The sequence below is a fragment of the Aminobacter sp. NyZ550 genome, assembly GCF_025628925.2.
Lineage (GTDB): Bacteria > Pseudomonadota > Alphaproteobacteria > Rhizobiales > Rhizobiaceae > Aminobacter > Aminobacter ciceronei.
This window is the reverse complement of sequence record NZ_CP114190.1, coordinates 779,783-799,071: the sequence shown is the minus strand read 5'-3', so window position 1 is coordinate 799,071 and position 19,289 is coordinate 779,783. Positions and strand designations below refer to the sequence as shown.

General features: G+C 64.1%; 17 protein-coding genes. 14 read left to right on the top strand and 3 right to left on the bottom strand.

Translation table 11 applies throughout. The annotated features are described in order from the left end of the window. The first annotated feature begins 153 nt into the window (after positions 1–153). The 5 genes from N7E70_RS03885 to scpA are packed head-to-tail and all read left to right on the top strand — an operon-like array spanning position 154 to position 6,884. A complete protein-coding gene (locus N7E70_RS03885) occupies positions 154–735 on the top strand; it encodes a biotin transporter BioY (RefSeq protein WP_067955838.1) in 582 nt (193 codons plus the stop codon). Next, entirely contained in the window at positions 735–2,267 is a 1,533-nt protein-coding gene (locus N7E70_RS03880) for an acyl-CoA carboxylase subunit beta (RefSeq protein ID WP_067955836.1), read from the top strand. Before N7E70_RS03885 ends, N7E70_RS03880 begins: the two co-directional genes overlap by 1 nt. Positions 2,268–2,278: 11 nt before the next feature. Then, a complete protein-coding gene (locus N7E70_RS03875; protein WP_154386246.1) occupies positions 2,279–4,282 on the top strand; it encodes an acetyl-CoA carboxylase biotin carboxylase subunit in 2,004 nt (667 codons plus the stop codon). Beyond that, positions 4,279–4,746 carry a hypothetical protein gene (locus N7E70_RS03870; protein ID WP_263005601.1) on the top strand — a complete coding sequence of 156 codons (468 nt, stop codon included), beginning with the start codon at positions 4,279–4,281 and terminating at the stop codon, positions 4,744–4,746. Before N7E70_RS03875 ends, N7E70_RS03870 begins: the two co-directional genes overlap by 4 nt. Beyond that, a complete protein-coding gene (gene scpA, locus N7E70_RS03865; protein WP_263005600.1) occupies positions 4,743–6,884 on the top strand; it encodes a methylmalonyl-CoA mutase in 2,142 nt (713 codons plus the stop codon). Before N7E70_RS03870 ends, scpA begins: the two co-directional genes overlap by 4 nt. A gap of 52 nt (positions 6,885–6,936) precedes the next feature. Here the strand turns inward: scpA and N7E70_RS03860 are convergent, their stop codons facing one another. Together N7E70_RS03860 and hemN are read right to left on the bottom strand one after the other, a co-directional pair. After that, entirely contained in the window at positions 6,937–8,268 is a 1,332-nt protein-coding gene (locus tag N7E70_RS03860) for a UDP-glucose dehydrogenase family protein (protein ID WP_263005599.1), read from the bottom strand. Positions 8,269–8,338: 70 nt separating this feature from the next. Next, positions 8,339–9,688 carry an oxygen-independent coproporphyrinogen III oxidase gene (hemN, locus tag N7E70_RS03855; RefSeq protein WP_263005598.1) on the bottom strand — a complete coding sequence of 450 codons (1,350 nt, stop codon included), beginning with the start codon at positions 9,686–9,688 and terminating at the stop codon, positions 8,339–8,341. Positions 9,689–9,875: 187 nt separating this feature from the next. On the opposite strand from hemN, the gene N7E70_RS03850 reads away from it, so the two are divergent. Then, positions 9,876–10,601 (top strand): Crp/Fnr family transcriptional regulator, encoded by a 726-nt coding sequence (locus N7E70_RS03850; RefSeq protein WP_154387416.1) that lies wholly within the window; start codon positions 9,876–9,878, stop codon positions 10,599–10,601. Positions 10,602–10,609: 8 nt separating this feature from the next. Here N7E70_RS03850 and N7E70_RS03845 read toward each other — a convergent pair whose 3' ends face one another. Continuing rightward, positions 10,610–11,158, bottom strand: a complete 549-nt coding sequence (locus N7E70_RS03845) for a hemerythrin domain-containing protein (RefSeq protein ID WP_067955829.1) — start codon at positions 11,156–11,158, stop codon at positions 10,610–10,612. 83 nt (positions 11,159–11,241) lie between these two features. Here N7E70_RS03845 and ccoN point away from each other — a divergent pair, with 83 nt between their 5' ends. From ccoN to ccoS, 8 genes are all read left to right on the top strand, one after another. Further along, positions 11,242–12,858 carry a cytochrome-c oxidase, cbb3-type subunit I gene (gene ccoN / locus N7E70_RS03840; RefSeq protein ID WP_067955827.1) on the top strand — a complete coding sequence of 539 codons (1,617 nt, stop codon included), beginning with the start codon at positions 11,242–11,244 and terminating at the stop codon, positions 12,856–12,858. 10 nt (positions 12,859–12,868) lie between these two features. After that, positions 12,869–13,600 carry a cytochrome-c oxidase, cbb3-type subunit II gene (gene ccoO / locus N7E70_RS03835; RefSeq protein WP_067955826.1) on the top strand — a complete coding sequence of 244 codons (732 nt, stop codon included), beginning with the start codon at positions 12,869–12,871 and terminating at the stop codon, positions 13,598–13,600. Between the two features lie 10 nt (positions 13,601–13,610). Beyond that, positions 13,611–13,760 (top strand): CcoQ/FixQ family Cbb3-type cytochrome c oxidase assembly chaperone, encoded by a 150-nt coding sequence (locus N7E70_RS03830; RefSeq protein ID WP_067955824.1) that lies wholly within the window; start codon positions 13,611–13,613, stop codon positions 13,758–13,760. 3 nt (positions 13,761–13,763) lie between these two features. Next, complete coding sequence (gene ccoP, locus N7E70_RS03825; protein ID WP_263005597.1) at positions 13,764–14,627, top strand: cytochrome-c oxidase, cbb3-type subunit III; 864 nt, start codon at positions 13,764–13,766, stop codon at positions 14,625–14,627. A gap of 171 nt (positions 14,628–14,798) precedes the next feature. Continuing rightward, positions 14,799–16,355 (top strand): cytochrome c oxidase accessory protein CcoG, encoded by a 1,557-nt coding sequence (ccoG, locus tag N7E70_RS03820; protein ID WP_263005596.1) that lies wholly within the window; start codon positions 14,799–14,801, stop codon positions 16,353–16,355. After that, on the top strand, positions 16,352–16,849 hold the full coding sequence (locus N7E70_RS03815; protein WP_263005595.1) for a FixH family protein: 498 nt from the start codon (positions 16,352–16,354) through the stop codon (positions 16,847–16,849). The genes ccoG and N7E70_RS03815 overlap by 4 nt, the downstream gene beginning before the upstream one ends. Then, positions 16,846–19,119, top strand: coding sequence for a cation-translocating P-type ATPase (locus N7E70_RS03810; RefSeq protein WP_263005594.1), 2,274 nt, complete (start codon positions 16,846–16,848; stop codon positions 19,117–19,119). The genes N7E70_RS03815 and N7E70_RS03810 overlap by 4 nt, the downstream gene beginning before the upstream one ends. Continuing rightward, a complete protein-coding gene (ccoS, locus tag N7E70_RS03805) occupies positions 19,116–19,256 on the top strand; it encodes a cbb3-type cytochrome oxidase assembly protein CcoS (RefSeq protein WP_067955816.1) in 141 nt (46 codons plus the stop codon). Before N7E70_RS03810 ends, ccoS begins: the two co-directional genes overlap by 4 nt. Positions 19,257–19,289 lie beyond the last annotated feature (33 nt).

Genomic DNA, 19,289 nt, shown 5'->3' with positions numbered 1-19,289 from the left:
AATTTACATTTCTCGAATTTGTATATTACGCTTTTGCACACTTTCAACTGTTTTCCTGCGCGCGCCATGGGGCTATTGCGCCAACTTCGCTGCTTGCCGCTGACGCGGCGAGAGGCCATTGTTTTTCAACCTCGTAGCGCGGGAGAAAGCCCCATGACGCTCTACCAGACCGTTGCCGACAGGCGGACCAGCCGGCTCAGCACAATGGACATCGTGGCCGTCGTCGCGGGCTCGTTGCTTCTGACCGCCTCCGCCAAGATCCAGGTGCCGTTCTACCCCGTTCCCATGACCATGCAGACGCTTGTCGTCATCGGCCTCGGCCTGGCGCTCGGCCCGGTACGTGGCACTGCTGCCGTTGCTCTCTATCTCGCGCAGGGCGCTCTTGGCCTGCCGGTCTTTGCCGGCACGCCCGAAAAGGGCATCGGCCTCGCCTACATGACGGGCCCGACCGGCGGTTATCTCGCCGGCTACCTGCCTGCCGCAGTACTCGCCGGCTGGCTCGCCGAGCGCGGCTGGGACCGCAACGCTGCCACCGCCATGCTGGCCGCACTGCTTGCCGGTGCCGTCATCTATGTGCCCGGCCTGCTCTGGCTCGGCAATGTCGTCGGCTGGGACAAGCCTGTGCTGGCCTTCGGCCTCTACCCCTTCATATCAGGCGACGTCATGAAGGCCGTGCTTGCCGCGATCGCCTTCCCCGCCGCCTGGAAATGGCTTTCTCACAAGGGCATAAACTGATGCGCGCCGTACTCGAACAACTGGAAGCCCGCCGCGCCGAGGCCCGCCTCGGCGGCGGCCAGAAGCGCATCGATGCCCAGCATGCCAAGGGCAAGCTGACGGCGCGCGAACGCATCGACGTGCTGCTCGATGAAGGCTCCTTCGAAGAGTTCGACATGTATGTCACCCACCGCACCACCGATTTCGGCATGGCCGAGCAGAAGGTGGCGGGTGACGGCGTCGTTACCGGCTGGGGCACCATCAACGGTCGCCTGGTCTATGTCTTCAGCCAGGACTTCACCGTGCTCGGCGGCTCGCTGTCGGAGACGCACGCGCAGAAAATCTGCAAGATCATGGACATGGCGATGCGCAACGGCGCGCCCGTCATCGGCCTGAACGACTCCGGCGGCGCCCGCATCCAGGAAGGCGTCGCTTCGCTCGCCGGCTATGCCGACGTATTCAAGCGCAATGTCGATGCCTCCGGCGTCGTGCCGCAGATCTCGGTCATCATGGGGCCCTGCGCCGGCGGCGCAGTCTATTCGCCGGCCATGACCGACTTCATCTTCATGGTGCGTGACTCGTCCTACATGTTCGTTACCGGCCCGGACGTGGTGAAGACGGTCACCAACGAGATCGTCACCGCCGAAGAGCTCGGCGGCGCCCGCACGCACACCGCGAAGTCCTCGGTTGCCGACGGCGCCTACGAAAACGACATCGAGGCGCTGGAGCAGGTCCGCCTGCTGTTCGACTTCCTGCCGCTCAATAACCGCGAGAAGCCGCCGGTGCGGCCGTTCCACGACGACCCGAGCCGGCTGGAGATGCGGCTCGACACGCTGATCCCCGACAGCGCGACCAAACCCTACGACATGAAGGAGCTGATCCTGGCGATCGCCGACGAGGGCGATTTCTTCGAAATCCAGGAAGCCTTCGCCAAGAACATCATCACCGGCTTCATGCGCATCGAGGGCCAGAGCGTCGGCGTGGTCGCCAACCAGCCGATGGTGCTGGCCGGCTGTCTCGACATCGATTCATCGCGCAAGGCTGCGCGTTTCGTCCGTTTCTGCGATGCCTTCTCGATCCCGATCCTGACCTTGGTCGACGTGCCGGGCTTCCTGCCTGGTACCGCCCAGGAATATGGCGGCGTCATCAAGCATGGCGCCAAGCTACTCTTCGCCTACAGCCAGGCCACCGTGCCGATGGTGACGCTGATCACCCGAAAAGCCTATGGCGGCGCCTATGACGTCATGGCCTCCAAGCATATCGGCGCCGACATCAACTATGCCTGGCCGACGGCCGAGATCGCCGTGATGGGTGCCAAGGGCGCGACCGAGATCCTCTATCGCTCCGAACTGGGCGACGCCGGCAAGATCGCCGAGCGCACCAAGGAGTACGAGACCAACTTCGCCAACCCGTTCAAGGCAGCCGAGCGCGGCTTCATCGACGAGGTGATCATGCCGCACTCGTCGCGCCGCCGCATCGCCCGCGCTTTCGCCGCCCTGCGCGGCAAGAAGCTCGATGCGCCGTGGAAGAAGCACGACACGATACCGCTGTGAGCAGGACAAACATGTTCAAGAAAATCCTCATCGCCAATCGTGGCGAGATCGCCTGCCGGGTCATCAAGACGGCCCAGAAGCTTGGTATCGCAACGGTCGCGGTCTATTCCGACGCCGACCGCGAGGCCTTGCATGTGAAGATGGCCGACGAGGCCGTCCATATCGGACCGGCACCATCGAACCAGTCCTACATCGTCATCCAGAAGATCATCGACGCGATCAGGCAAACCGGCGCCGATGCGGTGCATCCCGGCTACGGCTTCCTGTCGGAGAACCCGAATTTCGCCGAGGCGCTGAAGGGCGAGGGCGTCGCCTTCATCGGTCCGCCGCCGGTTGCCATCGAAGCGATGGGCGACAAGATCACCTCGAAGAAGATCGCGGCCTCCGCCGGCGTCAACACCGTGCCCGGCCATATGGGCCTGATCGAGGATGCCGAGGAGGCGGTCAAGATCGCCAATTCGATCGGTTATCCCGTCATGATCAAGGCCTCCGCCGGCGGCGGCGGCAAGGGCATGCGCATTGCCTGGAACGACGCCGAGGCGCGCGAGGGTTTCCAGTCGTCCAGGAACGAGGCCAAGTCCTCCTTCGGCGACGACCGCATCTTCATCGAAAAATTCGTTACCCAGCCGCGTCACATCGAGATCCAGGTGCTGGGCGACCAGCACGGCAACCTCGTCTATCTCGGTGAGCGCGAATGTTCGATCCAGCGCCGCAACCAGAAGGTCATCGAGGAGGCGCCGTCGCCCTTCCTCGACGCCGCCACCCGCAAGGCAATGGGCGAACAGGCCGTGGCGCTCGGCAAGGCCGTCGGCTACTTCTCGGCCGGCACGGTCGAGTTCATCGTCGACGGCAACAGGAACTTCTACTTCCTCGAGATGAACACCCGCTTGCAGGTCGAGCACCCGGTGACGGAATTGATCACCGGCATCGACCTGGTCGAGGAGATGATCCGCGTCGCCGCCGGCGAGAAGCTTCGCTTTGCGCAAGCCGACGTGAAGCTTAACGGCTGGGCCGTCGAAAGCCGCCTCTATGCCGAGGATCCCTACCGCAACTTCCTGCCGTCGATCGGCCGGCTGACCCGCTACCGCCCGCCGGTCGAGGGCAAGCGCGACGACGGCACCATCGTCCGCAACGATACCGGCGTCTTCGAGGGCGGCGAAATCTCGATGTATTACGATCCGATGATCGCCAAGCTCTGCACCTGGGCGCCGGATCGCCTGATGGCGGTCGAGGCGATGAGCCGGGCGCTGGACGATTTCGAGGTCGAAGGCATCGGCCACAATCTGCCGTTCCTCTCGGCGGTCATGGACCAGGAGCGGTTCCGCTCCGGCGCGCTGACTACCGCCTACATCGCCGAGGAGTTCCCCGACGGCTTTGCCGGCGTGGCACCCTCCGAGTCCGATGCCCGCAAGCTTGCCGCGGTGGCGGCACTTATCAACCAGTCCGTCCAGCGTCGCGGCACCCAGATCTCGGGCTCGCTCGCCAACCACCAGCGTCCCGTCGGCGCCGACTGGGTGGTCACCCTTGCCGGCTTCACCCTGCCGCTCCATGTCAGGGACGGAGCCGACGGCATGATGGTCGAATTCGACGACGGCACCACACTTGCGGTGTCGAGCGACTGGCTGCCAGGCCACCCGCACGCCAACTTTGCCGTCGATGGCACGTCCATCGGCGTGAAGGTGTCGCGGTCGGGCACAGGCTGGCGCCTGCGCTGGCGCGGCATGGACGTGGTGACCCATGTGCGCAGCCCGCGCGTCGCCCAGTTGGCCAGGCTGATGCCGGTCAAGCTGCCGCCGGATACCTCGAAGATGCTGCTCTGCCCGATGCCGGGCGTGGTGACGTCGATCCTCGTCAAGCAAGGCGACACCGTCGAGGCCGGCCAGTCGCTGGCAACCGTCGAGGCGATGAAAATGGAAAACGTGCTGCGCGCCGAGCGCAAGGGCACGGTCAAGCGCGTGGCGGCGACAGCGGGCGAAAGCCTCGCAGTCGACGAGCTGATCATGGAGTTCGAGTGACCAGAGAGAGGATCCGGGAAGAAGCGAAGACCGCCGCCTGCCTTTTCGGCGGCCTCTTTGGCGCAATCCTGTCTCAGACAGCCTACGTTGCGAGCTGGGGTCTCCATACGCCCGGCCTCCAATTGCTGGTCGGTGTGCAAACACCTGGCGGCGCGCCATATGTCATCCATCTTTTCAATGCGATGGTATGGGGTATCTGGGCGGCTGCCGGTTTCTCGATTGTCACGAAACTTGTCTATGGCTACGTCAGTATCCGCAGGATCGCTCTGCTCTACCTCGCCGGCGAGATATTCATTGCGACCGGCGGTTGGCTCGTCGATACGGGGACACTCTCCTTCAACGCACTCACCAATACGATTCTCCTGATCTATCTGCTGGCGGGCTTTCTGGTTGTGCGGGACTCGGCCGCTGGCTCGCGCAACAAGATGGCGCTCGCCGAGTTGCCGAATGGAAGCAGCAAATGACCGACAAACCAACAATCGATTCCTGGAAAAAACTCGCCGAGCGCGAGATCAAGGCATCGCCCGACACGCTGACCTGGAACACGCCTGAGGGCATCGAGGTCAAGCCGCTCTACACGGCGGATGATCTCCAAGGCATCGGCCATCTCGGCACGCTGCCGGGCATCGCGCCGTTCCTGCGCGGTCCACGCGCCACCATGTACACCGGCCGCCCCTGGACGATCCGGCAATATGCCGGCTTCTCCACGGCGGAGGCTTCCAACAACTTCTACCGCAAGGCGCTCGCCGCCGGCCAGCAGGGCGTGTCGGTCGCCTTCGACCTCGCCACCCATCGCGGTTATGACTCGGACCATCCGCGCGTCGAAGGTGACGTCGGCAAGGCCGGCGTGGCAATCGATTCCGTCGAGGACATGAAGATCCTGTTCGACGGGATCCCGCTCGAGCAGATCTCGGTGTCGATGACCATGAACGGCGCTGTCATCCCGATCCTCGCCAATTTCATCGTCGCGGGCGAAGAACAGGGCGTGTCGCGCGACAAGCTGTCGGGGACCATCCAGAACGACATCCTCAAGGAGTTCATGGTCCGCAACACCTACATCTACCCGCCGGAACCCTCGATGCGCATCGTTGCCGACATCATCGAGTACACGGCCAGAGAGATGCCGAAGTTCAACTCTATCTCGATCTCCGGCTACCACATGCAGGAGGCCGGTTCGACGCTGGTGCAGGAACTTGCCTTCACCCTGGCCGATGGGCGCGAATATGTTCGTGCGGCGCTGAAGAAGGGGCTCAATGTCGACGACTTCGCCGGCCGGCTGTCCTTCTTCTTCGCCATCGGCATGAGCTTCTTCATGGAGGCGGCAAAGCTGCGGGCGGCGCGCTTGCTGTGGTCGCGCATCATGACCGAGTTCGAGCCGAAGAAGGCCTCGTCGCTGATGCTGCGCACGCACTGCCAGACCTCCGGCGTGTCGCTGCAGGAACAGGATCCCTACAACAACATCGTCCGCACCGCCTTCGAGGCGATGTCGGCGGCCCTCGGCGGCACGCAGTCGCTGCACACCAACTCCTTCGACGAGGCGATAGCACTTCCAACCGAGTTTTCGGCCCGTATCGCCCGCAACACCCAGTTGATCCTGCAGCATGAGACCGGCGTGACCAAGGTCGTCGACCCACTCGCCGGCTCCTATTATGTCGAGGCCCTGACCAACGACCTCGCCGAGAAGGCCTGGGCGCTGATCGAGGAGGTCGAGGCGATGGGCGGCATGACCAAGGCTGTCGCGAGCGGATTGCCCAAGCGGATGATCGAGGAGGCGGCGACCCGGCGCCAGGCCGCCGTCGACAAAGGTGACGAGGTCATCGTTGGCGTCAACAAGTACCGCCTCGAGCAGGAAGATCATCTCGATATCCTTGAGATCGACAATTCCGCCGTGCGCCTGTCGCAGATCGCCCGTATCGAGCGCACCCGCCGCCAGCGCGACCCGAAGCGCGTCGCCGAAACGATTGCCGCGCTGGAACAGGTCGCTCGCTCAGGTGAAGGCAACATCCTTGCCGCGGCCGTCGACGCGTCCCGCGCCCGTGCCACGGTCGGCGAGATTTCCGATGCCATGCGCCGCGCCTTTGGCGACCATGCGGCGGTGCCGGAAGTGGTCGAAAACGTCTATGGCAAGGCCTATGACGACGAGCCGGAATTCCAGACGTTGGTGTCGCGGCTCGAACAGTTTGCCGGCTCACTGGGTGAAAAGCCGCGTGTCATGGTGGCCAAGCTCGGCCAGGATGGCCACGATCGCGGTGCCAAGATTATCGCCTCGGCCTTTGGCGACATCGGTTTCGAGGTCATTGCCGGGCCGCTGTTTCAGACGCCGGGCGAAGCCGCAGACACGGCGATCGCCTCCAGGGTCCACGTCGTCGGCATGTCGTCGCTGGCGGCCGGCCACAAGACGCTTGCCCCACAGCTTGTCCAGGCTCTCAAGGCCAAGGGCGCTGCGGATATCATCGTGGTGGTCGGCGGCGTCATTCCGCGGCAGGATTATCAGTACCTGCTTGACCATGGCGTGTCGGCGGTCTTCGGACCCGGCACCAATGTGCTCGACGCCGCCCGCGCGGTGCTCGACCTGATGGAAGGCAAGCGCCGCAACCAGTGAGCGCCGCATCAGACAAAAGAGCCCGCTCGCGCGGGCCCTTTCTTTGCCGGTGTTATGACGCCTTGCGGCCGATGGAGACGTATTGGATGCCGTGGCGGGCGACGACTGCCGGGTCGTAGAGGTTGCGGCCGTCGAAGATGACGGCGGTCTTGAGCTGGTCGCGGATCAGCTCGAAGGACGGCGCCCTAAAATTCTTCCACTCGGTGGCGATCAAGAGTGCATCGGCGCCGCGCAACGCCGCCTCCTTGGTACCGCACAAGGTGAGGTCGTCGCGCTGGCCATAGATCTGCTGCGCCTCGTTCATCGCCTCGGGATCATAGGCCTGCACCCTGGCGCCGGCTTGCCACAGCGCCTCCATCAGCACCCTCGATGGTGCCTCGCGCATGTCGTCGGTGTTGGGCTTGAAGGCCAGACCCCAGAGCGCAAAGGTCTTGCCGGCAAGGTCGCCGTTGAAATGCGCCTTCAGCTTGTCGAACAGCACCACCTTCTGGGCATTGTTGCGCGCCTCGACCGAGTGCAGCAGCACCGGCTCGAAACCGACATCGCCGGCGGTGCGGATCAGTGCCCGCACATCCTTGGGGAAACACGAGCCGCCATAACCCAGCCCGGGATAGATGAAGTGGTAGCCGATACGCGGGTCCGAGCCGATGCCCTTGCGCACCTCCTCGATATCGGCGCCGAGCAGCTCGGCCAGGTTCGCCATCTCGTTCATGAAGCTGATCTTGGTCGCCAGCATGCAGTTGGCGGCGTATTTGGTGAACTCGGCCGAACGCACGTCCATCACGATCATCTTCTCGTGGTTGCGGTTGAACGGTGCATAGAGCTCACGCATCACCGTCTCGGCCGCTTCGCTGTCGGTACCGACGATGATGCGGTCGGGCTTCATGCAGTCGGCGACCGCTGACCCTTCCTTCAGGAACTCCGGATTGGAGACGACGTCGAAGCCAAGCTCCTCGCGGCCTCTGGTCTTCAGCGCAGCCGCAATCGTCTCGCGCACCTTGTCGGCGGTGCCGACCGGCACCGTCGACTTGGTCACCACGATCTTCGGTCCCGCCATTTCGCGGCCGATGGCATCGGCCACCGACAGCACATATTTGAGGTCGGCCGAGCCGTCCTCGCCCTGCGGCGTGCCGACCGCGATCATCTGGATCGCGCCATGGCGCACGGCCATCGAAGCATCGGTCGTGAAGACGATACGCCCCGCCGCGTGGTTCTCGCGCACCAGCGCCTCCAGCCCCGGCTCGAAGATCGGGATGAAACCCTGGTTCAGCCGCTCGACCTTGGCCGCATCGACGTCGACGCAGACGACATCGTGACCGACCTCGGCCAGAACAGCCGCCTGAACAAGACCGACATAGCCAATCCCAAATACTGTCAGATTCATGAATCCAGATCCCGTTCGCGCCGTGCGTCTCGCACGCGCTTGATACAGGAATTTGACAGCGCGCAGAAGTTCAGACGGCTACGGAATGGCGCGCGGTGCCCTGGCCGAGATAGGCGTCGAAGACAGCCGCGATCGATCGAACGAACGGCTTGCCGCGTTCGCTGACGACGAAGCGGTTGCCGGCGCGCACGAAGACGCCGTCCCTGTCGTTGGCGGCAAGCAGCTCGGCCTCGGCAATGACGCCGCGGGCGCCATCGCCGAAACGGCTGAGCATCTCGCAGCGCGAGAAGGAAAAATCGCACATCAGCCGCTCGATCACCCAGGCACGCATGCGGTCGGCATTCGACAGGGCGAAGCCGCGCACCGCGGCCAGGCCACCGGCCAGCACGCGGCGTTCATATTCTCCCGTTGCCGGCATGTTCTGGACATAGCCATGTGGCAGAAGGCCGATCGACGAGGCACCGAGGCCGATCAGCGCGTCGGCCTGGTCGGTCGTATAGCCCTGGAAATTGCGCCGCAGCGTGCCCGCATGCGCCGCCACGGCCAGGCTATCCCCAGGCAAGGAGAAATGATCCATGCCGACGGCTTCGTAGCCGGCGTCCAGGATCAGCCGCGCGGCCACTTCCGACTGCGCCAACCGCGCCACAGCGTCGGGCAACAACGCATCGTCGATCATCGTCTGGTGCTTCTTCAGCCACGGCACATGGGCGTAGCCGAACAGCGCGATGCGGTCGGGTCGCAGCGACAGCAGCTTTTCCGTTGTTGCGGCGATGCTGTTGAGCGTCTGGTGCGGCAAGCCGTAGAGCATGTCGAGATTGACCGAGCGCACGCCGCGCGCGCGAACGGCGTTGACCACTGCCTTCGTCTGTTCGAAACTTTGCTCTCGGTTTATGGCCTTTTGAACCCGCTCGTCGAAATCCTGCACGCCCAGGCTCGCCCGTGTCAGACCTACGGCCGCCAGCGCATCAAAACGCGCCTCGTCCATATCGTTGGGATCGATCTCGACACTGATTTCGGCATCATCGGCAAAGCTGAACTTTTCGCGCAGGCGGCTGCCGAGCGCCATCATGTCCTTCGGTGTCAGCATCGTCGGCGAGCCCCCACCGAGATGCAAGTTGCGGACATTTAGCCGGCTTCCGCACAGCGCGGAGATCGTATCGATCTCGCACTCCAGCGCCCTGAGATAACGTTCGACGGGATCGTAGCGTCGGGTCTGCTTGGTATGGCAGGCGCAGAACCAGCACAGCCGGTCGCAATAGGGAACATGGATGTAGAGCGACGCACTCGCCCCCTTTGGCAACGCGCGCAACCAGCCACCATAGGTCGTCGAAGACACCGCCGCATTGAAGTGCGGCGCGGTCGGATAGCTGGTGTAGCGCGGCACCGGCGCTGCGTATTTCTCGACGAGGGTCCTGTCCATGATCGTCTCCATCAATTGCTGAAGCATGCTGCGGAGACGCCGGTATCGCCTTGACCTGGATCAAGCGAAGACCTGGATCAAGCAACGAGCTGGATCAAAAGCAACACAGGGCGATGGACACAATGACACGGTTCCTTTTGGCGGCCGCGATGCCTAGATTGGGCAAATCGGGGTGCTGGACGAAGAAATGGCCATTCGCCAGGACATTCACAATTCTGAAATACCGGCGTTGTGCCGCTCCTGCGAGGCGCGGCATCGCGGCGTTTGCGGTGCGCTGACGCCGGAACAGCTTGTCGAGCTCAGCCGACACACCACCAAACGCAAGGTCGAGCCGGGCACCGTGCTGGTGTCGGACTCGGACACGATCGACAGCTACGCCAACGTGCTGGCCGGCGTGGTCAAGCTGGTCAAGACGTTGCCCGACGGCCGCCAGCAGATCGTCGGCCTGCAGTTCGCGCCCGACTTCATCGGCCGTCCGTTCAAGCAGGAGAGCTCAATCACGGCAGAAGCCGCAACCGCCGTCCGCGTCTGCGCCTTTCCCAAGACCTCGCTCGACCGTATGATCGACCAGGCGCCGGAGCTCGGCCACCGGCTGCATCTCCAGGCGCTCGACGAGCTCGATGAGGCACGCGACTGGATGCTGACGCTGGGACGCAAGACCGCCGCCGAGCGTGTCGCCTCGTTCCTTCACCTCATCGCCAGGCATGGCGACCCAGAGGCCGAGAGCGCGGGCGAAATCAGCTTCGACCTGCCGCTTACCCGCGCCGACATCGCCGATTTCCTTGGCCTGACCATCGAAACCGTCAGCCGCCAGCTGACCAAGCTGCGCAAGGACGGTCTGATCACGGTCGAAAACAACCGCCATATCACGGTCTTCGACTTGGACAGGCTGGAGCGACGCGCCAATATCTGAGCAGGCCGTCAACCGGCGGGCGCCAGAAGTGCCATGACATGGTCGCGCTCGAAAGCGACGTGCCGGCGCACCGCGCCGAAATAGCCTCGCAACATGAATCCCAGGGTTTCCGGACTGTCGGCCTCGCCCTGCCGCGCGGCAAAGCGCAAGGCGTCCCGCAACTCGGCGGCGTAGCCCTCATCCTCGAGATGTTCGTTCCTCAGTCGCTCGATGGTCTTGCCCGACTCGACGCTGTGGCCCAGACGCTGGCAAAAGCACGGAAAGATCCGCTGCTCCTCGAAGCGGTGGATTTTTGCCATTGTCGGCCCAAGCGCCCGCGCCGCCAGGATGCATTTTCTCCGGTCAAGCCCGTTGGGCAGTGAATCGGCAATCTCCTCAAGCCGGTCGCACAGCGCAAGTTCGGCGGTATGGGCGCGCCGCATCACCTCGACGGCCTCGCGCTCAGCACCATCCTGCGATCCGGCTTGCCTGTCATTGAGCGCGATCATTACCCAGAGGTTCCCTTTTTGAGGCCAAGGCTGGGCCGACACGGCCGGCTTGACCTTGATCCAGATCAAGGCGCGAGCCGCCAATGTCATGGATGTGTCCGGTCTGGCGTCGGCAGAAACCGTCGGCGCGCGACCATAGTCGGGGATCGCTCATGAAATATGGAAACGAAATCGTCCTGCTGGCACTGGCGGCGTTCGCCGCCTTGCTGGGCGCCGCCTTCGCGCAGGATAGCCAGTTCGGCGCTCATATGTGGGTGCTGTTCTTCGCCCTTGCCGGTGGCGCCACCGTCCTGCTGCGCACCGGCAACTACGCACCGGCCGCTGCCGCGCCCGCGGACAGCTCGCCCTACATGGACGGGCCAATACGCTACGGCGTTATCGCCACCGTGTTCTGGGGCGTCACCGGCTTCCTGGTCGGCGTCGTCGTGGCGGCCCAGTTGGCATTCCCCGATCTCAACATCGAGCCCTGGCTGAACTTCGGCCGCCTGCGCCCGCTGCACACCTCGGCAGTGGTCTTCGCCTTCGGCGGCAACGCGCTGATCGCGACCTCGTTCTACGTCGTCCAGCGCACCTCGCGGGCGCGGCTCTTCGGCGGCAACCTCGCCTGGTACGTGTTCTGGGGCTATCAGTTGTTCATCGTCATGGCGGCGACCGGCTATCTGCTCGGCATCACCCAGAGCCGCGAATATGCCGAGCCCGAATGGTATGTCGACATCTTCCTGACCATTGTTTGGGTCGCCTATCTCGCCGTCTTCCTCGGCACCATCCTGAACCGCAAGGAGCCGCATATCTATGTGGCCAACTGGTTCTACCTCGCCTTCATCATCACCATCGCCATGCTGCACGTGGTCAACAACCTGGCGGTGCCGGCATCCTTCCTCGGCTCGAAGAGCTATTCGCTGTTCTCGGGCGTGCAGGATGCGCTGACCCAGTGGTGGTACGGCCACAACGCCGTCGGCTTCTTCCTCACCGCCGGCTTCCTCGGCATGATGTATTATTTCGTGCCCAAGCAGGTCGAACGCCCTGTCTATTCCTACCGGCTGTCGATCATCCATTTCTGGTCGCTGATCTTCCTCTACATCTGGGCCGGCCCGCACCACCTGCACTACACCGCCCTGCCAGACTGGGCGCAGACGCTCGGCATGGTGTTTTCGATCATGCTCTGGATGCCGTCCTGGGGCGGCATGATCAACGGCCTGATGACGCTGTCGGGCGCCTGGGACAAGATCCGCACCGATCCGATCGTCCGCATGATGGTGTTGGCCATCGCCTTCTACGGCATGTCGACCTTCGAGGGCCCCATGATGTCGATCAAGGCGGTCAACTCGCTCAGCCACTACACCGAATGGACCATCGGCCATGTCCACTCCGGCGCGCTTGGCTGGAACGGCATGATCACTTTCGGCGCCATCTACTTCCTGGTGCCGCGCCTGTGGGGTCGTGAGCGGCTCTATTCGCTGCGTTTGGTGACCTGGCACTTCTGGCTAGCGACCCTCGGCATCGTCGTCTACGCCGCGGTCATGTGGGTTGCCGGCATCAGCCAGGGCCTGATGTGGCGCGAGTATGACGAGCAGGGCTTCCTGGTCTACTCCTTCGCCGAAAGCGTCGCGGCCATGGCGCCCTATTACGTCGTCCGCACCATTGGCGGCCTGATGTATCTCGCCGGCGCGCTGGTCATGGCCTGGAACGTCTACATGACGATCCGCGGCCACCAGCGCCAGGAAGAGCCGATGCCCACCTCAGCCCCCGCCCTCCAGCCTGCGCAGTAAGGAGCCCGAAATGGCACTGCTCGACAAACACAAGACAATCGAGAAGAACGCGACGCTGCTTCTGGTCGGCACGCTTCTGGTCGTCAGCATCGGCGGCCTGGTCCAGATCACGCCGCTGTTCTACCTCGAGAACACGATCGAGAAGGTCGAGGGCATGCGGCCCTATTCGCCGCTGGAGCTCGCTGGCCGCAACATCTACATCCGCGAGGGCTGCTACACCTGCCACAGCCAGATGATCCGGCCATTCCGCGACGAGGTCGAGCGCTATGGCCACTACAGTCTGGCAGCGGAGTCGATGTACGACCATCCGTTCCAGTGGGGATCGAAGCGCACCGGCCCCGACCTCGCCCGCGTCGGCAATCGCTACTCCAACGAATGGCATGTCCAGCATCTGGTCGAGCCGCGCTCGGTGGTGCCGGAATCGGTCATGCCGAGTTACGCCTTCCTCAAGGAAACGCCCTTGGCGGTGAAGACCATCAGCTACGACCTGATCGCCAACCGTCGTGTCGGCGTACCCTACAGCGACGAGATGATCGCCAGCGCCGATGCCGACATCAAGGCGCAGGCCGATCCGAATGCCGACACGTCGGGCGTACTGGCGCGCTATCCCAAGGCCAAGCTTGGCGACTTCGACGGCGATCCGGCAGCGCTGACCGAGATGGATGCGCTGGTCGCCTATCTGCAGATGCTCGGGACGCTGGTCGACTTCTCGACCTACGACCCGGCCACCGGCTACCGCTAGGAGATATGCGATGGACTACACGACGTTGCGGCATTTCGCCGACAGTTGGGGGCTGCTGGCGATGACTGTCTTCTTCATCGGCGCGGTTCTCTTCGCCCTTCGCCCCGGCGGCAAGCAGGCCGCCGAGCGCGCCGCCCAAATCCCGCTCAAGGAGGACTGATCTGTGGGCGACAAGCACATCGACGAACTGTCCGGCGTCGAGACGACCGGACACGAATGGGACGGTATCACCGAGCTCAACAACCCGATGCCGCGCTGGTGGCTCTGGACCTTCTATGCCACCGTCGTCTGGGCGCTGGCCTACACCATCGCCTACCCGGCCTGGCCGATGATCAGCTCGGCGACGACAGGCGTGCTCGGCTATTCCAGCCGCGCCGACGTCAAGAACGAGCTGGCCGCAGCCGAACAGGCCAAGAGCGCCTATGTCCAGGCGGTCAAGGCGAAGAGCGTCGGCGAGATTCTGGCCGACGACAAGCTGCGCCAGTTCGCCACCGCCGCCGGCTCTGCCGCCTTCAAGGTCAATTGTATCCAGTGCCACGCCTCCGGAGCGCAAGGCTCGCCCGGCTTCCCCAACCTCAATGACGATGAGTGGCTGTGGGGCGGCAGCATCGACCAGATCTACAAGACCATCGGCCATGGCGTCCGCTTCGACGGCGACGAGAACACCCATGCGTCCGAAATGCCGGCCTTCGCCGACATTCTCGAACCGAAACAGATCACCGAGGTCGCAGCCTATGTCGCGAGCCTGTCGGGCACGGCCGACACGCCGGAGCTTGTTCCGGGCGGTGCCAAGGTGTTCGCCGACAATTGTGCCGCCTGCCACGGCGACAACGCCAAGGGCAACAAGGAGCTTGGCGCTCCCGACCTGTCCGACGCCATCGCGCTCTATGCCTCCGGCCAGGCCGCCATTGCCAGCCAGGTGCGCCATCCCAAGCATGGCGTGATGCCAGCCTGGAGCGCCCGGCTCGGCGACGTCAACGTCAAGGAACTTGCAATCTTCGTCCATTCGCTCGGCGGCGGCGAATAACCCTCCATCGCCGACGGTCGATGGACGAAGGGTGGGGGAGAGGCCCGGCATCGCTGCCGGGCCTCTTTTTGCATTCGCTTGACCTGAATCAAGGTTCGCCGGGCACGGTCACGGCAAAAGCGAGATGAGACGCTGCCGAAGCAATGGCTTGGCGCCCAGCAGGAGACGAGAATGCTCGACGAGAGGCAGGTGGAGAGGCTCGAGGTCACGGCGGTCAACTCTGCCAAGACCCGCCAACCGCTCTACACCGCACGCCAGAAGGTGTTTCCCAAGCGGGCCTCGGGCCGGTTCCGCCAGTTCAAGTGGCTGGTCATGCTGGTCACGCTCGGCATCTATTATCTGACGCCATGGTTGCGTTGGGACCGTGGTCCCTTCGCGCCTGACCAGGCCGTGCTGCTCGACATCGCCAACCGACGCTTCTACTTCTTCTTCATCGAGATCTGGCCGCAGGAATTCTTCTATGTCGCCGGCCTGCTGGTCATGGCCGGAATCGGGCTGTTCCTCGTCACCTCTACCGTCGGCCGCGCCTGGTGCGGCTACACCTGCCCGCAGACCGTCTGGGTCGACCTGTTCCTCGTCGTCGAGCGCGGCATCGAGGGCGACCGCAATGCCCGCATCAAGCTCGACAGCGCGCCATGGTCGTTTGCCAAGATCTGGAAGCGCATGACCAAGCATGCGATCTGGCTGGTCATCGCGGTGGCCACCGGCGGCGCCTGGATCTTCTACTTCGCCGACGCCCCGACCCTGCTCGGCCAGTTCATCACCGGCGAGGCCGAAGCCGTCGCCTACATTACTGTCGGCATCCTGACCGCCACGACCTATGCCTTCGGCGGCCTGATGCGCGAGCAGGTCTGCACCTATATGTGCCCGTGGCCACGCATCCAGGCGGCGATGCTCGACGAGAACTCGCTGACCGTCACCTACAATGACTGGCGCGGCGAGCCGCGCTCGCGCCACGCCAAGAAGGCGGCCGCCGAGGGGTTTTCGGTCGGCGACTGCGTCGATTGCAATGCCTGTGTCGCGGTCTGCCCGATGGGCATCGACATTCGCGACGGCCAGCAGCTCGAATGCATCACTTGCGCACTCTGCATCGATGCCTGCGACGGTGTCATGGACAAGATCGGCAAGGAGCGCGGCCTCATTTCCTACGCCACGCTTGCCGACTACCAGTCCAACATGACAATCGCTATTGACCCCGCCACGAGAGCCATCGATCCCGCTCGTGTGCGCGATGCCGACGGCAAGCTCGACAAGGGCATTTCGCATTTCCACATCCGCCGGCTCTTCCGGCCGCGCACCTTCGTCTATGCCGGCGCGTGGGGCCTCGTCGGCCTTGGCCTGTTGATCGCGCTGCTTAGCCGCGACCGGCTCGACATCAACGTGCTGCAGGACCGCAATCCGCAGTATGTCGTCCTGTCCGACGGCTCGATCCGCAACGGCTACACCGTCAAGCTGCTCAACATGGTGCCCGAGCCGCGCAGCTTCGAGCTCAGCATCGAGGGCCTCCCCGGTGCGGTCATGAGCGTGGTCGGCATCGACCAGCAGGAGACGCGCTCGATCACCATCGAGGCCGAGCCGGACAAGCTCAAGACCGTCAGGGTCTATGTCCGCCAGCCGCGCGACCAACTCAGCCAGGGACAGGGCTTCTCGTTCGTCGTCGCCGACAGGGCGGGCGCCGAACGAGATGTCTACGCCGCAAAGTTCAACGTTCCGGAGACCTTGAGATGAGCACGCGCGCCCTTCAGCCGAGAGCATTCACCGGACGGCATATGCTGGCCATCATGGTTGCCTTTTTCGGTGTCATCATAGCAGTCAATCTGCTCATGGCGACCTTTGCCAGGACGAGCTGGACCGGGCTCGTCGTCCAGAACACCTATGTCGCCAGCCAACAGTTCAACGAGCGCGTGGCCGAGCAGCGTGCTCAGGCAGCGCTGGGCTGGAAGGGCAAGCTCACCATCGTCAATGGCGAGATCCACTACAGCTTGACCGATGCCGCCGGCGCCCCGGTCGCGATCGACAGCGTGACCGCTTCCTTCCGCCGTCCGGCCTATGAAGCCGAAGACTGGCAGGTGTCCTTGCAGCGCGAAGCGGACGGCACGTTTTCCATCGCCACACCGCTGCGCGACGGCATCTGGATCGTCAGCACCGAAGCCTCGGTTGCGAACCGCGAGCCCTATCGCGAAGCGCGCCGGATCGTCGTTTTCGATGGAGCGGAAAGATGAATTGCTGCGGTCCAGAAGCCGAATTTGCCCTCAGCTTCAAGCCGGTTGCCGCAAGCGGACCGCCGCGCGAAGAACTGCTGCTTGCCAGTCGCGCTCTGCCAGGCAGCGCCAGGCAGGTCGAACTTTCCGTGCCAGGCGTGCATTGCGGCGCCTGCATCGCCAATATCGAGGCCACGCTCGGCAAGCTCGACGGCGTCGAGCACGCACGCGTCAACCTGTCGACGAAGCGTGTTTCCGTGCGCTGGCGCGAGGACGCAGGCGTTCCCGCCATCTCGGAAGCCCTGGCGCGACTCGGCTACGAAAGCCATCTGTTCGAGCAAGGGGCCGATGACAAGGACGAGACGCTGGCCGAACTCATCCGCGGGCTCGGCATTGCCGGCTTCGCCGCCGGCAACATCATGCTGCTGTCCGTGTCCGTCTGGTCCGGCGCGACGGATGCCACGCGCGACCTGTTCCATTGGATCTCCGCGCTGATCGCCCTGCCCGCGCTCGCCTTTTCCGGTCGCATCTTCTTCCGCTCGGCCTGGGACGCATTGCGCAACGGCCGCACCAACATGGATGTGCCGATCTCCATCGGCATCCTGCTCGCCTTCGGCATGAGCCTCTACGATACAGCCAACAGCGGCCCGCATGCCTATTTCGACGCCTCGGCTTCGCTGCTGTTCTTTCTATTGATCGGCCGTACGCTCGACCACGTCATGCGCGAGCGCGCCCGCGTCGCCGTCAAGGGTCTCGCCCGACTTGCGGCCCGTGGCGCGACCGTGCTGCAGGCCGGCGGCGCCAACGCCTACCTTCCGGTCCAGGAGATCGAGCCGGGCATGCGGATCCTTCTCGCCGCCGGCGAGCGCGTGCCTGTCGACAGCAAGGTGATCAATGGCCGCTCGGAGCTCGACTGCTCCATCGTCTCGGGCGAAAGCGTGCCTGTTGCGGTCGAGTCAGGTGCCGCCTTGCGTGCCGGTACACTCAACCTGACTGGAGTACTGACAATCGAGGCAACGGCCAAGGCGCGGGATTCCTTCCTCGCCGAGATGGCGCGGTTGATGGAAGCCGCCGAAAGTAGCCGCGGCGGCTATCGCCGCATTGCCGATCGCGCCGCCGCACTCTACGCGCCCGTTCTCCACCTGACCGCCTTCCTGACCTTCGTCGCCTGGATGGTCGCCGACGGAAACTGGCACCAAGCTATCACAATCGCCATCGCCGTCCTCATCATCACCTGCCCCTGTGCGCTCGGTCTCGCCGTGCCGATCGTGCAGGTTGCCGCCGCGCGACGCCTGTTCGAGAACGGCATCATGGTCAAGGACGGCGCCGCCATGGAACGTCTGGCCGAGATCGATACCGTCGTCTTCGACAAGACCGGCACGCTGACGCTTGGTAGACCGAGGCTGGTGAACGCCCACGAAATATCAGCCGAGACGCTCACTTTGGCAGCCGCGATCGCACTCCGTTCGCGCCATCCGATCTCACGCGCCCTCTCCGAGACCCAGGCCGCTATGCCTGCCAAGGATTGGCACTTCGACAGCGTCGAGGAAATTCCGGGCTTCGGCCTGGAGGCGCGGCTGGGCGCGGACACCTACCGTCTGGGCCGCTCAGCCTGGGCGCTGGATGATGCCGCCTCGGCCGTTGGCACCGTCCTCTCAAAGAACGGCGCCGAACTCGCCGCCTTCGCCTTCGAGGACAGATTGCGGACCGGCGCCGTAACGGCAGTTGCAGATTTGCGCGCCAAGGGCCTCTCCGTCGAAATCCTCTCCGGCGACCGCTCGGAAGCCGTGACTGCCGTGGCCAAGGCTCTCGGTGTCGAAACCTTCTCCGCCGGCGTGCTGCCAAACGGCAAGGTGGAGCGTCTCGAGGCACTCAAGGCAGAAGGCCGCAAGGTGCTGATGGTCGGCGACGGGCTCAACGACGCGCCGGCGCTGGCCGCCGCCCATGTCTCGATCGCCCCTGCCGGTGCCGCCGACATTGGCCGCAGCGCCGCCGACTTCGTCTTCCTGCGCGAGGGCCTTTCTGCCATTCCACTGGCCTTGGCCGCCTCCTGTGAGGCCAACAAGTTGATCCGGCAGAACCTGGTGCTTGCCGTCATCTACAATGCCGTCGCTGTGCCGATCGCACTGTTGGGCTACGTCACCCCACTGGTGGCGGCCCTGGCGATGTCCGGCTCCTCGGTCATCGTGATCGCCAACGGACTGCGGCTCAGCGCCGGCAAACACAGCGCGGCAGAGGCTGCCATCAGACCGACAAAACCCTTCCCAGCCAAGGAGGTCATGGCATCATGAGCGGTCTCCTCGTCCTCCTGCCCATCGCGCTGTTTCTCGGCGCCCTTGGCCTCGCTGCCTTCCTGTGGTCGCTGCGCAGTGGCCAGTATGAAGATATGGACGGCGCCGCCGAACGCATCCTGGTCGACGACGACTAGCCTGACGACAAAATGGCTGCGACCGGACCCGGG